The following is a 12,906-nucleotide window of genomic DNA, read 5'->3' on the forward strand; positions in this document are numbered from 1 at the left end:
CCGCCGGGGGTCAGGGCAGGATTCCCTGAGCTTATCCACATAGGGGCCTTTTTAGCTTCAGCCGCCCCACGCAGCATGGTCCCATGGTAGAAACGCTTGCCGCCCAAGGGAATCGGGCGATCTACATGGGGGGATCCACGTGGCAAAACATCTGGCACCGAGGGCTGCCCGGCGCGCTGCCCAGCAGCGGCGCCGAGCCATCCGCGTCAGCATGAGCGCAGGCACGGCAGTGCTTGCCGCCTATGCTTCTGGAATGCACGGCGCTTCCGGAATGCACGGCGACGGCCCGATGATTTCTGCCAGTCCTGCATCCGCCCAGGCACCGGACAGTGTTGCCGTCAGCATGTCCGCCGGCTCCGCTGTCGCTGCGGGCGGTGCTCGGGATGCCGTCTCGGGCGCTGCCGTTTCAGCCCCTGTCGCCGCGCCCGCTTCTTCCCCTGTCTCTGCGTCGGCCGGAGTGGCGCTCTCCTACAGCCGTTCCGTGGTCCTCACCGGGGCGAAGGAATGGACACGAGAGCTTGACGCTTCGTCAGCTCGGTCGCGGCGTCCCGCCGCCGGGACCCTGATGTCACCGTTGGAGGTCCTGCATCCCAGCTCTGCCTTCGGCGTGCGGAGGAGCCCGATCACTGGCGATGCCGGGGAGTTCCACTGGGGCCGGGACTTTGCCGCTGCCTGCGGGACCCGCGTTTACTCTGTGGACGCCGGGGTGGTGCGGGCAGTGGGATGGCATCAGTGGGGCGGCGGCAACCGAGTGGAAGTCGACCATGGCAACGGCCTGATCACCACTTACAACCACCTTGAGGGCATCGGGGTCGGGAAGGGCGAGTCGGTGCAGGCCGGGGACGTCATCGCCAAAGTCGGGACCACGGGCGCTTCAACGGGATGCCACCTTCACTTCGAAACGATCCTGAACGGCAGCCACACGGACCCTGAGGAGTGGACTCTGGTGCCGCTCGATCCGGCGGATCCTGCTGCTGCCGTGACGATGACCGACTACCGGAAGCCCGGGACGGCGAAGGACACGCCTGCCTGGGCCGTCCCGGCGGCGGAAGCCCACAACCATGAGGTGAACCACGCTGAGCGTAAGCCGTCACGGTCCAAGACCGCCAAGGCTCCTTCGCGTTCCAACGCCCGCGTCTCCAATGCCGCTGCTTCTCCGGCAAAGAAAGCCGTGGCACTTTCAAAGAAGGCAGTGGCACCTGCGAAGACTGTGGCACCTGCGAAGAGTGTGGCGGCCGCCAGGCCTGTTGCGCCCGTGAAGCCGGCTGTGCCGGCAAGGACGGCGGCTCCTGCCCCACGGCCTACGCCTTCCCCTGCTCCGTTGCCGGTGAAGACCGCCGCTCCGGCTCCACGGCCCACGCCTTCCCCTGCTCCGTCGCCCGCGAAGACGGCCACTCCGGCGCCTGCTGCGGCCCCGAAGCCCACCTCTTCGCCCACCTCTTCGCCCAGTGCTGCGCCGACGTCCGCGCCGGTTTCAGTTCCCGTTCCTGCCCGGAACGTGACACAGGAGCAAGCTACGGAACCTGACGCGGCAGCAACGGCGGCGCCTGCTGCCGGTTAAGCTGCGGCGGCCTCTAGCCACCGACTAACGGCGGTGGCTAGGGCATTGCGGATATAACGACGGTGCCTAGACGATGTCCTGGGTTTTGGCGAAGCGGGTGATTGCGCGCTGCGTGCCGCGGTTGGTCAGAACCTGGATGACGGCGCTGACTGAGGCTGAAACCAAGGCGAAGGTCAGGGCTGAGCGCAATGTCGTGGGAACGTCGTCCTTGCCGCCCTTCGGAGGCTTGCGGCCTGTGGTTTTTTCCCAGACGGCGTCCACGGCCCTAGTGCCGGCGTATCCGGCGAGCAGACTGATGCCGGTGCCAAGCAGCTTGATGAAAAAACTCATTCCGAAACCCCTTGCGACGTGACTACTGGTTCGTCCCTAGCCTAGCCGCATGGACCCGAGGATTTCCCGCAGGGCCCGCACCACCAGGTCGTGGTCCGCCTTCTGCGGCAGCCCCGAGACCGTCACGGTCGCCACGGCCCCCACGCCCTGCACATAGACGGGAAAGGAGCCCCCGTGGGCCGCGTACGTGGTCTGGTCGAACCACGCGTTGTCCTCAATGCGGCCTCCGCCCACCCTGCCGCGCAGGCCAACCAGCAGGGACGGTTCCTCATACCGTGCCGCCGTGCGCCGTTTGGCCTTGACCCAATGCCCGTTATCCGGGGTGGCACCTTCCAGGGCAGCATGAAAAAGCATCTGCTCGCCCTTGGAGATGTCGATGGCGATGGGCAGGCGGCCGTCCTTTCCGAGCTCAACCAGCAGAAGGCCCAGGCTGAGGGCGTCATCTTTGCTGAACCGGGGGAACTGGAGTTCCGAGATCTGCGATTCAATCTCTGAGATCAGCGACTCAAGCGCCCCCGCCGGCTGTTCGTCGGCGGCGTCGGGATCAAATAGGGCCGGAGTTCCGGAGTCCTCTGCGGTCATTGCCCCAATGTACTCCGTGGCTATTGCCATGTACTCCCTGCCTATCGCCCGGATTGTGACGCCGCCGCCGGGTTGACGGTCAATCATCGGTGTAAACTGGACCAGCCAACAAGGGCACATTCATTACGACAGGGGAGCGCCGCCGTCGGGCATCACTGGCATGTCCAGAGAGCCGCAGGTGGGCGCTGAGAGTGCGGACAACCGCAGACCCTCGAACCTGATCCGGCTAGTACCGGCGCAAGGGAGTCGAGTTCTCAAAGTGTCCGGCAGCAGGCACCCTAAGCCAGCAGCCGGGGAGCGCTTTCCCCTCCTGATCCTCAGGAGGACCATCATGACAACAGCAACAGCTAAGAAGTCCGGCAACACCTGGCGCGTGGCCGACATCGTGGTGGCGGCGCTGATCGCCGTCGCCGGTGGTGTGATTTTCTGGGCTTGGTCCCAGGGCGCCAACCTCATCTCTGCACCGCTGAACGCGGTCTACCCGCCCCTGACCGGCCTGTACGCCGGCGGCTGGATGATTCCGGCGGTGCTGGGCATGCTCATCATCCGCAAGCCCGGCGCTGCGCTGTTCTGCGAATCCGTGGCCGCCACCGGTGAGCTGATCATGGGCTCGCAGTACGGCACCACGGTGCTGATCTCAGGCCTGCTGCAGGGCCTGGGTGCGGAGCTCGTGTTCGCCGCGTTCCGGTACAAGAAGTTCAACCTGCCCGTCTCGCTGCTGGCCGGCGCCGGCGCCGGGCTGTTCTGCGGCCTGAACGATTCGTTCGCCCCGTGGGGTTGGAACATCGCCTACGCGGCCGGGGACAAGCTGGCGTACATCATCTTTACCGCCGTCTCCGGTGCCATCATTGCCGGCGCGCTGTCCTGGATCGCCACCCGCGGCCTGGCCAGGACCGGCGTGCTGAGCTCCTTCCCCTCCCGCAAGGCAGCCACGGAGCCCGTGTTTAACTGATGCCCGCACAGCAGGACGCCGGCGTCCGCCCGGCCGCGGTTACCGCCCGCGGCTGGGGTTGGCGCCACGCCGGACGCACCAAACCTGCAGTCAACGCCCTCGACCTGGATATCCGGCCGGGGGAGCGGGTGCTGCTGCTGGGGCCCTCAGGCGCCGGCAAATCCACGCTGCTCCACGCGCTTGCCGGGGTGCTTGGCGACAGCACCGCCGACGACAGCGGCACGGCGGCGGGCGACGACGCGGACGAAAGCGGCAGCCTCCTGATCGACGGCGAACCTCCCCGCGCCCAGCGCGGCCGTGCCGGCCTCATGCAGCAGGACCCGGAGACGCAGGTGGTTCTCTCCCGCCTCGGCGACGATGTCGCCTTTGGTGCCGAAAACCTCTCGGTGCCCCGGGAACGGATCTGGCCCCGGGTGCACGAGGCGTTGGACGACGTCGGACTCGGACATTTCCCGCTGGACCATCCGACGTCGGTCCTGTCCGGCGGGCAGAAACAGCGCCTCGCGCTGGCCGGCATCCTGGCGATGCGCCCCGGGCTCATTTTGCTGGACGAGCCCACGGCCAACCTTGACCCTGCCGGAGTCCTGGAGGTCCGGGACGCCGTGGCCCGCTGCCTCGACAAGACCGGCGCCACGCTGGTGGTCGTGGAGCACCGGGTTGCCGTGTGGAAGGACCTCGTGGACCGGATCGTTGTGCTGCAGCCGGGCAGTGACACGCAACCGGCGGTGCTCATTGACGGGGCCCCGAACCAGGTCCTCCAGCAGGCCCGCACGATGCTGATCCGCGCGGGCGTCTGGGTTCCCGGTTACGTTCCACCCACCCGCGAACGGTCGCTGACCGGGCAAGCCGGCAGCGAGGGGGGTCTTGCGCCAGGCCAGCTGCTACTCGCCGCTGAGAGACTTGCCGTCTCAAGGGAACGGCCCCGCCGGCGCGGCTTCACATCCCTTCCGCCGGTTCCGGTGCAGCGCGACGTCACGGCACAGGTCCGCGCGGGGGAAGCCCTCACCATCACCGGGCCAAACGGCGCCGGCAAATCGACGTTCGCTCTGACCCTGGCCGGGCTGATTCCGCCTGTCGAGGGCAGGGTGTCCGCGACCCTGGAGCTAAGCGGCGGAGCCGGCATCGACCCGTACAAGTGGCGGGCCGAGCACCTGATCGCCAGGATCGGCACGGTCTTCCAGGAACCCGAGCACCAGTTCGTCACCGGCAGGGTACTGGACGAACTGCAGTTCGGCCCCCGGCACCTGGGACACGGCGAGGAGCGCGTGGACGAGCTGCTGGAGCGGCTTCGCCTCACCGGCCTCGTGGATGCCAACCCCTACACACTCTCCGGCGGCGAGAAGCGCAGGCTCTCCGTGGCCACCGTTCTGGCCGCCCATCCGCAGGTCCTGGTGCTCGACGAGCCGACCTTCGGCCAGGACGCCAACACCTGGGCCGAACTCGCCTCCTTCCTGTCCGAACTGCTCGATGCCGGAATCGCCGTCGTGTCGGTGACGCACGACCAGGAATTCACGCAGGTGCTCGGCGGCACCGAGCTCAAACTCGGCGCCGCGGACCTTCAGCCCCCAGGCGTCGATGCACCAGGCGTGGGAACACCGGAAGCGGCCGCATCATGAGGGCCGCCTTGATCATTTCCGGCAACCAGGCGGTGCTGACCCGGGCCAATCCGCTGGCCAAGCTTGCCGCCGTCTTCCTCATCACGCTGGTCCTCGCCCTGTCCATCGACTGGATGTCCGCCACCGTAGCGCTGGTCTGCGAGCTGCTGCTCTTCCCGCTCGCCGGCCTGACGGTGACTTTGCTCTGGCAACGTGGCTGGCCCCTGATCCTCGCGGCCGCCGTGGGCGGCTGGAGCACCGCCATTCTGGCGCCGGACAGCGGAAGGATACTGATCGACGTCGGCATCTGGTCCATGAGCGAAGGTTCGCTTGAGCTGGGGCTGGGTTTCCTGCTCCGGGGCCTGGCGATTGCCCTGCCGGCGGTGCTGCTGATGAGCTGCACCGATCCGACCGACCTCGCCGATGCCCTGGCACAGAAAGCCCGTCTGCCGCACCGCTTCGTGCTCGGAACACTGGCGGCAATGCGCCTGGTGGGCCTGATGGCTGAGGAATGGCAGACCATCGGGATGGCCCGGCGGGCCCGTGGCGTCGGAGCCCGCGGCAACCCGTGGCAGCGGCTGCGCGCCACCCTCGGGCAAAGCTTCGGGTTGCTGGTTCAAGCCATCAGGCGCGCGACCCGCCTTGCCGTCACCATGGAGGCCCGCGGTTTCGGCAGCACAGGCCGGACCTGGGCCCGCGAATCGGTTTACAGCCGGTTGGACATCTGGGTGCTGCTAGGGGGAACGGCCATCGCGGCCGGTGCCGTGGCCGCCGCGGTCTGGGCCGGAACCTGGAACATGGTGTGGCTGGAAGGCTCCTAGGACTGCCCGCCCATATCACCACTGCACGCGTCCAGGACAATCGCCTGCCGGAATGCCGGCCGTCGGAATGCCTAGATGCAGGAGTAGTCGTAGTCAAAGCCCTTGGAAACGAACTGGGTCACTGTTACTTTGCCGCCGGCTGTCAGTGGAGGCAGGGCGCAGTTGCTCCTGGCTCCGTCCACAGTGCTGGCTCCGGCCAGCCAACTCGGCAGTCCATACAGGCTGCTGCCTTCCGGGACGGTGCCGATGATCTGCCACCACTGGTAGCCCGAGGAGTAGATGCCCACCTCGGCGTCGATGCTGTGGAAAAAGTCCGTCATGCCTTCCAGGACCGCCCTGTTCTCCTCATGGCTGCCGTTCCAGCTGTTCTCCGTCTCCACGTCCAGCCACCAGAGGTAATCGTCCGGCTCGCTGATGCCCCGCATATAGGCGTCGTCAAAGGCCTTGGCCCAGCCGTACATGTAGGCGCATGCAGCATCCGGTTCACCTTCGCAGGTGCCGTACGGGTTCGCTACGGGTTTGCCGCCGTAATCGTTGCCGGTAGGCCACCAGGATCCATCCGTTTCCGGGTTGGCAGTATTCACGTACAGGGCCACGCTGGGCTGGCCGGTGATGTCGTCCGGGATCTTGTTGGCCCATTCCAGCTGCTCAGCCAGGCAGGAGTTGGTGGTGTTCGCCAGCCCGTTGTTCACGCCGATGATTGCGAAGGCGGGGTTCTCGGGAAGCGTCTTGTTGCACTGCGGCCAGGACACGTCGTTTCCGAGCGCTCTCGGATTCCGTTCCCTGGGGGCAGTCGGCTGCGCTTGCAGGGTCGGGGTGGGCGCGCCAGTAGCGGAAGGCGAAGGACCGGAGGCCGTCGACGAAGGAGCGGAAGAGGGTGCCGACGGCGGGATGATGGCCGACGGCTGGGTGATGGATGACGGCGGGGCCGGGGGCGTTCCGTCGTCCAGGCGGGGACCGGGGACGAATCCAACAGTAGTCGCGACAACGAATGACACCAGGGCGCTGACCTGCTGCCTGGACGGGCGCGTTCTGCGGAACGCGGCGGATCTAAAAATGGACATGGCGGCCTCCCACTTCCTCATCGTGGCCGCTAACCGCTAGCGCTAGCTTGCTCCCGCCAGGCGGTCAGGTCAAGGGTAACCTCACGCTCCGCCCGGCGTTGCAGGAGTCTTTGCCCAGGCGCAGTACTGCCTCTCGGCAGCTGACAACCATGTGCTGGCCAGGTCCGCCGATCAAAAGTCAGCAGGGTTATCATCTCATCAGGCGGGTAGGCACAGGTCGATATCGGACCGATACTCGCCCTTCCCGCGAGCGGTAACTCATAAATGATATATTTGGTGCATGACTCAGCAGACAGCCGAACAAGTTGGCCTCATGCTCCGCGACGCCCGCGGGCAAAAGGGCTGGACCCAGGAACAGCTCGCTTCCGAACTGGGAACCAGCCAAAGCGCCGTTGCCCGCATGGAACAGGGCAAGCAGAACCTGAGCCTGAAAATGCTCCAGCGGCTGGAGGCAATCTTCGGCCAAAGCATCGTGCAGCTGGGTAAGTCCCAGATGACCCACCTCCGCGTGGAAGGCGGCCAAACCCTCTCCGGCTCTGTTGACGTCAACACCAGCAAGAACGCCGGGGTGGCGCTTCTGTGTGCCAGCCTCATCAACCGCGGCACCACCACCTTGCGCCGCCTGGCACGCATCGAGGAGGTCAACAGGATCGTTGAGGTGCTCTCGAGCATCGGCGTCGAATGCACCTGGCTCAATGACAACAGCCTCCGGCTCCGCCGGCCCGCCATCCTGGACCTGGAGTCCATGGACGTTGAGGCCGCCCGGCGTACCCGCAGCGTGATCATGCTTCTCGGTCCGCTGCTGGACGAGGCCGAGGAATACCGGCTGCCCTATGCCGGCGGATGCGACCTCGGGATCCGGACCGTAGAGCCGCACATGCAGGCGCTGCGCCAGTTTGGACTGTCCGTCCAGGCCAGCGCCGGTTTCTACACGGTGCAGGCGCCGGTGGCGGACGGCGTCGACCGTTCTTTTGTGCTCACTGAACGTGGCGACACTGTCACCGAGAACGCCATCATGGCTGCCGCCCACCGCAGCGGCACCACCGTTATCCGCAATGCCAGCCCCAATTACATGGTCCAGGACCTCTGCTTCTACCTCGAGCGGCTCGGCGTCAAGATCGACGGCGTCGGCACCACGACGCTGAAGATCACCGGCAAGCCGTCCATCGACGATGACATCGAGTACTTCCCTTCCGAGGATCCCATCGAGGCGATGAGCCTCATCACCGCCGGCGTCGTCACCAATTCCGAGGTGACCATCCGCCGGGTGCCGATTGAGTTCATGGAGATCGAGCTGGCCACTCTGGAACAGATGGGCCAGAAGCTTGAGGTTTCGGGCGAGTACGTGGCCCGCAACGGCCGGACCCGGTTGGTGGACGTCACCACCAGGCCCTCCGAGCTGCGGGCACCCGAAGACAAGATCCACCCCATGCCCTTCCCCGGGCTGAACATTGATAACCTGCCGTTCTTCGCCGTGATCGCCGCCAACGCGGAGGGCCAGACTATGATCCACGACTGGGTCTATGAGAACCGGGCCATATATCTTACGGAACTGAACAAGCTCGGGGCGCGGGTGCAGCTGCTGGATCCGCACCGGATCTACGTGAACGGCCCCACCCGTTGGCGTGCCGCCGAGGTGGGCTGCCCGCCTGCGCTCCGGCCGGCGGCGTGCCTGCTGCTGGCCATGCTCGCGGCCCGGGGCGTGTCCGAGCTGCGCAACATCTACGTCATCGAGCGCGGCTACGAGGACCTGGCCGAGCGGCTCAACACAATCGGCGCAAAGATCGAGTACTTCCAGGACTGACCCATCGCCCAACCCGGGCACGAACGGACACTCAAGCCCCGCCGTCGAGCGCGAACGGGCACTTAAGCCCCGCCGTCGAGCGCGAACGGGCAGTTAAGGCCCTCGAAACAATGAATTCGAGGGCCTTAACTGTACGTTCGCGCTTCGTCATGTCGGGGACGTTTTGGCTAGTCTGACGGACAATGTACGCATGCGGACTTTTGGGGTCGAGGAAGAACTGCTGATCGTAGATCCCCGGACCGGCGAGCCACTTGCGCTCGCCGATGCGCTGCTCGCCGGCCGAAAACTTGCAGCCGATGATGCGCCGGACAAGCCCCGGCTGCTGGAGCCAGACGGTGGGGCCCCCTTCGACGAGGACGAAATGGGCTTGAGCGCTGAACTCAAACTCGAGCAGATCGAGACGCAGACCCGTCCGTGTCTGGACCGGGAGGAGCTGCTCCGCCAGATCCGTGCCGGCCGGGCCATGGCGGACCAGGCGGCGCTCAAACAGGGAGCCCGTGTCGCTGCGCTGGCCACCTCGCCGCTGGCGCTGGCGAGCCATACCACGCCGGATGCCCGCTATGCCCGCATGCTGGAGCGGTTCGGGCTTACAGCGCAGGAACAGCTGACCTGTGGATTCCACGTCCACACCTACATTGAGTCGCCGGAGGAAGGTGTGGCGGTCCTGGACCGGATCCGGGACAAGCTGGCCGTGCTCATGGCCCTCAGCGTCAACTCCCCGTTCTGGAACTCCATGGAAACGGGGTTCGAGAGTTACCGGACACAGGCGTGGAACCGGTGGCCGACGTCGGGCCCGTCCGCCATCTTCGGCAGTATTTCCGCCTATCGCAGGGTGGTGAAGCGCCTGCTGGAGAGCGGCGTCATGCTGGACGAAGGGATGATCTATTTCGACGCCCGGCTCTCCCGCAACCATCCCACAGTCGAGGTCCGGGTGGCCGATGTCTGCCTCCGCGCTGAGGATGCGGCCCTCATAGCCGTTCTGGTACGCGCCCTCGTGGAAACTGCGGTACGGGAATGGCGTGCAGGGGTCGAGCCTTGCCCCGTTCCTACCGTTCTCCTGCGGATGGCATCCTGGCAGGCGAGTAAATTCGGTCTGTGCGGCGAGCTGCTGGACTTCGGCAGTTTCCGCCCGGCGCCTGCCGCCGACGTGGTGAATTCCCTGGTGGACTACGTCGAACCCGTGCTGGCCGAGCAGGGTGAAGTTGAACTTGTGCGCAACGGGATCGCCGCAGTCTTTGAGCGCGGCACCGGGGCTGAGGAGCAGCGGCGCGTCCGGCAGGTTGTGACTGAGAAAGCATCGCCCGACGACGGCGGGCTGGGTGCCGTCGTCGCGCACGCTGTGCGGGCCACCATGCGGGGAACGGGCAGCGACCCGGAGGCGGATCCCGCTCCGGTGCCCGAGCTGGTGCACGTGCGCCAGTCCTGATCCCTGTCCCAGTTCCCGGGCCTAAAGCGCGAGCGGGCACTTAAGCACCGCCCGGAAGCGCGAGCGGGCACTTAAGCACCCAGTGCGCGACGGGTCTGGGGCCTCAACTGCCCGTTCGCGCCAGGAAGCGGGAAACCCACCAGCACTCGCATCGACGGGCACGTCGGTGGGCCGCCGGAGGCCTTCGGCACAGCTGCTGGTCGCTCCGCCGGTTCTTTAGTTTGGGCTTCTCACGAAATCCAACAAATCTCTGTGAGAGTGCCATACTCGGACCGTGGCGACTTGGTACTCATTCCGCGCAGAGGTGTGGCTTTACCCGGGCGAGGCAGGGTGGCACTTCCTGACGCTGCCCGTGGAGGTCGCCGAGGAAATCCGGGAGGAGTCCGCGGCGTTCCGGAAGGGGTTCGGGTCGGTGAAGGTTAGCGCCGAGGCCGGGGGCCAGTCCTGGCAGACCTCCCTGTTCCCCGACGCTCACAGCGGTTCCTATCTGCTGCCCGTAAAAAAATCCGTCCGGGCGGCTGCACAGCTTGCCGCCGGCGACGAGGTAGAGGTAAGGCTCACTGTCCAGGCCGAGCCCTGAGGATGGACCTCAGACCTGTTTGAGCGCCTGCTCGAGGTCCGCGATCAGGTCCTCCGGATCCTCCAGCCCCACTGACAGCCGCACCACGCCGTCGCTCAACCCGATGGCTGCCCGGCCCTCAGGACCCATGGCCCGGTGGGTTGTGGTGGCAGGGTGGGTGATGAGGGTCTTGGCGTCGCCGAGGTTGTTGGAGATGTCGATGATCTTCAGGGAGTCCAGCAGCGCAAAGGCGGCGTCCTTGCCTGACCGGCCGGCCGTCGTCGCGAGTTCCAGGGTGAGCACGGTGCCGCCGGCCTTCATCTGCTTCGCGGCGAGCCCGTACTGCGGGTGGGACTTGAGCAGCGGGTACTTGACCCAGCTGACGGCGGGCTGGCCCTCCAGCCATTCGGCCAGGCGCAGCGCCGTGGCCGACGAGTGGTTGACCCGCAGCGCCATGGTCTCAAGGCCCTTGGTGAGCACCCATGCGTTGAACGCCGAGAGGGCCGGGCCGGTGTGCCGCATGAGCTGCTTGACTGGCCCGTCGATGAACTCCTTGGTGCCCAGGATGGCGCCGCCCAGCACGCGGCCCTGGCCGTCGATGTGCTTGGTGCCTGAGTAGACCACCACATCCGCTCCGAGTTCGCCGCAGCGCTGCAGCAGCGGCGTGGCGAAGACGTTGTCGACGACGACTTTCGCGCCGGCGGCGTGGGCCAGTTCGCTGACCGCGGCGATGTCCACGATCTCCTGCATGGGGTTGGAGGGAGACTCGAAAAAGACGGCCGTCGCCGGGGTGGACAGGGCGTCCCGCCACTGCTCGAGGTCCGGCCCGTCCACGAAGACGGTTTCCACGCCCCAGCGCGGCAGGATTTCGTTCAAAATGACAAAGCAGGAGCCGAACAGCGACCGGGCAGCCACCACACGGTCTCCCGCTCCGAGCAGCGCGCCCAGGGCGGTGAACACCGCGGACATGCCCGAGGCGGTTGCGAAGCATGCCTCCGTTCCTTCGAGGAGGCGCAGACGCTCCTGGAAGGTGGCGACGGACGGGTTGCCGTAGCGGGAATAGACGAAGCGTTCGTCCTCGCCGGTGAATGCCCGCTCAGCTGCCGCCGCCGATTCGTAAACGAAGCCGGAGTTGAGGAAGATCGGCTCCGTGGTCTCCTGAAAGTTGGTGCGGTCCAGCCCGCCGCGTACGGCCTGGGTCTCGGGGCTCCAGCCGGCAGCATCCTGATTGAAGGACACTTAGATTTTTCCCAAATTGGTCGGCAGGCCGCGGTTCTTCCAGCCGTTCACGGTGCGCTCGCCATAGCGGTCCGGTTCGCCCTCAAACCCCTCAAGGACGTTGTAGGAGATGAAGCCCGCTTGGGTGGCGGCGATGGCTGCGGCGACGGAGCGCTGGCCGGAACGGCACAGGAACACGAGCTCCGTGCCCGGGTCCTCCGGCGCCTGCTGCCGGAGCTGCTCGATGAAGTGGGGGTTGGGGATGCCGCCGGGGAAGGTCCACTGGATGAACAGCGGGTCATTCTCGGTAGCCTTGGTTTCCGGGATGCCGATGTGGGCCCATTCGCCCTCGGTGCGCACGTCCACCAGGACGGCGCCTTCCTCGAGCTTTGCCCATGCCTCCTGCGGGGTGAGGTCGCCGGCGTAGCTCATGCGTGCCCCTCGAATGCTTCCGCGTCCAGGTTCTCGTCAGAGTCCAGCTGGTCTACTGCCGTGGCGAACGCAGCGTCGGCGGTGGCGACGGCGAGCGGGAGGATGACGGCCTGCGCCACGATCACGTCCCTGCCGTTGAAGGCGGCCGTAGGGCTGCCGTGCAGCACATAGCCTTCAGCCAGCGCCTGGGAAATGCGTTCACAGAAGGCACGGTTGTCCGGTCCTGTAATCAGGCGGTAGGCAAGCTTGTCCTCAGATGTACCCTGCTGGGATGGCAGGGTGATGCTGGCGGGGGCTTCCGTCATGACGGATCTCCTTCTCTCACGCTTGCAGCTCGAAGTGGTCGATATGCCGAGTATTCACCTGAGGCACCCCGCCGCGAGGGAGGGTTGCCGACCGGCCAGTCAGGGCTTGGTGCCGGTACTCATTACTCCCCCAAAAACTAACACCGACGACGGCGGCGCGCACCGGCGCCGTCGTCATGTTCCGTAACGCACGGAACAGCACCCTGCGGTTACAAAGCACCGGCCCGGGTGCATAATGACGGGAGATGAACCGCCGC

General features: G+C 66.3%; 14 protein-coding genes and 2 riboswitches. Of the genes, 8 read left to right on the forward strand and 6 right to left on the reverse strand.

Features of this window, described 5'->3' with window-relative positions:
- Window positions 1-139 precede the first annotated feature (139 nt).
- Window positions 140-1,561: a peptidoglycan DD-metalloendopeptidase family protein gene (locus tag M1E01_RS01310; RefSeq protein ID WP_457973318.1), complete on the forward strand. Its 1,422-nt coding sequence runs from the start codon at window positions 140-142 to the stop codon at window positions 1,559-1,561.
- Between the two features lie 66 nt (window positions 1,562-1,627).
- Here the strand turns inward: M1E01_RS01310 and M1E01_RS01315 are convergent, their stop codons facing one another.
- Together M1E01_RS01315 and M1E01_RS01320 are read right to left on the reverse strand one after the other, a co-directional pair.
- A complete protein-coding gene (locus tag M1E01_RS01315; protein WP_457973319.1) occupies window positions 1,628-1,891 on the reverse strand; it encodes a DUF4235 domain-containing protein in 264 nt (87 codons plus the stop codon).
- Between the two features lie 36 nt (window positions 1,892-1,927).
- Complete coding sequence (locus M1E01_RS01320) at window positions 1,928-2,473, reverse strand: heme-degrading domain-containing protein (protein ID WP_457974824.1); 546 nt, start codon at window positions 2,471-2,473, stop codon at window positions 1,928-1,930.
- 120 nt (window positions 2,474-2,593) lie between these two features.
- A riboswitch (TPP riboswitch) is annotated at window positions 2,594-2,735 on the forward strand.
- Between the two features lie 69 nt (window positions 2,736-2,804).
- Here M1E01_RS01320 and M1E01_RS01325 point away from each other — a divergent pair.
- The 3 genes from M1E01_RS01325 to M1E01_RS01335 are packed head-to-tail and all read left to right on the forward strand — an operon-like array spanning window position 2,805 to window position 5,841.
- Window positions 2,805-3,425, forward strand: a complete 621-nt coding sequence (locus tag M1E01_RS01325; protein WP_457973320.1) for an ECF transporter S component — start codon at window positions 2,805-2,807, stop codon at window positions 3,423-3,425.
- Window positions 3,425-5,041, forward strand: a complete 1,617-nt coding sequence (locus M1E01_RS01330) for an ABC transporter ATP-binding protein (RefSeq protein WP_457973321.1) — start codon at window positions 3,425-3,427, stop codon at window positions 5,039-5,041. Before M1E01_RS01325 ends, M1E01_RS01330 begins: the two co-directional genes overlap by 1 nt.
- Window positions 5,038-5,841 (forward strand): energy-coupling factor transporter transmembrane component T family protein, encoded by an 804-nt coding sequence (locus tag M1E01_RS01335; RefSeq protein ID WP_457973322.1) that lies wholly within the window; start codon window positions 5,038-5,040, stop codon window positions 5,839-5,841. Before M1E01_RS01330 ends, M1E01_RS01335 begins: the two co-directional genes overlap by 4 nt.
- Window positions 5,842-5,912: 71 nt before the next feature.
- On the opposite strand, the gene M1E01_RS01340 is transcribed toward M1E01_RS01335, so the two are convergent.
- Window positions 5,913-6,593: a hypothetical protein gene (locus M1E01_RS01340; RefSeq protein ID WP_457973323.1), complete on the reverse strand. Its 681-nt coding sequence runs from the start codon at window positions 6,591-6,593 to the stop codon at window positions 5,913-5,915.
- A gap of 64 nt (window positions 6,594-6,657) precedes the next feature.
- Between M1E01_RS01340 and M1E01_RS01345 the strand changes: the two genes are divergently transcribed.
- The 4 genes from M1E01_RS01345 to M1E01_RS01360 all read left to right on the forward strand — a co-directional run bounded on the left by M1E01_RS01345 (window position 6,658) and on the right by M1E01_RS01360 (window position 10,715).
- Complete coding sequence (locus M1E01_RS01345) at window positions 6,658-6,945, forward strand: hypothetical protein (protein WP_457973324.1); 288 nt, start codon at window positions 6,658-6,660, stop codon at window positions 6,943-6,945.
- Window positions 6,946-7,185: 240 nt separating this feature from the next.
- On the forward strand, window positions 7,186-8,709 hold the full coding sequence (locus tag M1E01_RS01350) for a UDP-N-acetylglucosamine 1-carboxyvinyltransferase (RefSeq protein ID WP_457973325.1): 1,524 nt from the start codon (window positions 7,186-7,188) through the stop codon (window positions 8,707-8,709).
- Between the two features lie 190 nt (window positions 8,710-8,899).
- Entirely contained in the window at window positions 8,900-10,135 is a 1,236-nt protein-coding gene (locus M1E01_RS01355; protein WP_457973326.1) for a glutamate--cysteine ligase 2, read from the forward strand.
- Window positions 10,136-10,409: 274 nt separating this feature from the next.
- Window positions 10,410-10,715 (forward strand): DUF1905 domain-containing protein, encoded by a 306-nt coding sequence (locus tag M1E01_RS01360; protein ID WP_457973327.1) that lies wholly within the window; start codon window positions 10,410-10,412, stop codon window positions 10,713-10,715.
- Between the two features lie 9 nt (window positions 10,716-10,724).
- Here the strand turns inward: M1E01_RS01360 and M1E01_RS01365 are convergent, their stop codons facing one another.
- From M1E01_RS01365 to M1E01_RS01375, 3 genes are read right to left on the reverse strand one after another with little or no spacing between them, the layout of a single operon-like run.
- Complete coding sequence (locus M1E01_RS01365) at window positions 10,725-11,933, reverse strand: O-succinylhomoserine sulfhydrylase (RefSeq protein WP_457973328.1); 1,209 nt, start codon at window positions 11,931-11,933, stop codon at window positions 10,725-10,727.
- A complete protein-coding gene (locus M1E01_RS01370; protein WP_457973329.1) occupies window positions 11,934-12,344 on the reverse strand; it encodes a rhodanese-like domain-containing protein in 411 nt (136 codons plus the stop codon).
- Window positions 12,341-12,649 (reverse strand): DUF1737 domain-containing protein, encoded by a 309-nt coding sequence (locus M1E01_RS01375; RefSeq protein WP_457973330.1) that lies wholly within the window; start codon window positions 12,647-12,649, stop codon window positions 12,341-12,343. Before M1E01_RS01375 ends, M1E01_RS01370 begins: the two co-directional genes overlap by 4 nt.
- A gap of 13 nt (window positions 12,650-12,662) precedes the next feature.
- Window positions 12,663-12,776: riboswitch (SAM riboswitch) on the reverse strand.
- Window positions 12,777-12,906: the final 130 nt, after the last annotated feature.

This window comes from Arthrobacter sp. D1-17, from assembly GCF_054130535.1.

Bases quoted from the DNA above. Each gene is read 5' to 3' on its own strand.
- M1E01_RS01325 (WP_457973320.1), top strand. From the start codon at position 2,805: ATGACAACAGCAACAGCTAAGAAGTCCGGCAACACCTGGCGCGTGGCC.
- M1E01_RS01350 (WP_457973325.1), top strand. From the start codon at position 7,186: ATGACTCAGCAGACAGCCGAACAAGTTGGCCTCATGCTCCGCGACGCC.
- M1E01_RS01330 (WP_457973321.1), top strand. From the start codon at position 3,425: ATGCCCGCACAGCAGGACGCCGGCGTCCGCCCGGCCGCGGTTACCGCC.
- M1E01_RS01315 (WP_457973319.1), bottom strand. From the start codon at position 1,891: ATGAGTTTTTTCATCAAGCTGCTTGGCACCGGCATCAGTCTGCTCGCC.
- M1E01_RS01320 (WP_457974824.1), bottom strand. From the start codon at position 2,473: ATGACCGCAGAGGACTCCGGAACTCCGGCCCTATTTGATCCCGACGCC.
- M1E01_RS01370 (WP_457973329.1), bottom strand. From the start codon at position 12,344: ATGAGCTACGCCGGCGACCTCACCCCGCAGGAGGCATGGGCAAAGCTC.
- M1E01_RS01355 (WP_457973326.1), top strand. From the start codon at position 8,900: ATGCGGACTTTTGGGGTCGAGGAAGAACTGCTGATCGTAGATCCCCGG.
- M1E01_RS01375 (WP_457973330.1), bottom strand. From the start codon at position 12,649: ATGACGGAAGCCCCCGCCAGCATCACCCTGCCATCCCAGCAGGGTACA.
- M1E01_RS01335 (WP_457973322.1), top strand. From the start codon at position 5,038: ATGAGGGCCGCCTTGATCATTTCCGGCAACCAGGCGGTGCTGACCCGG.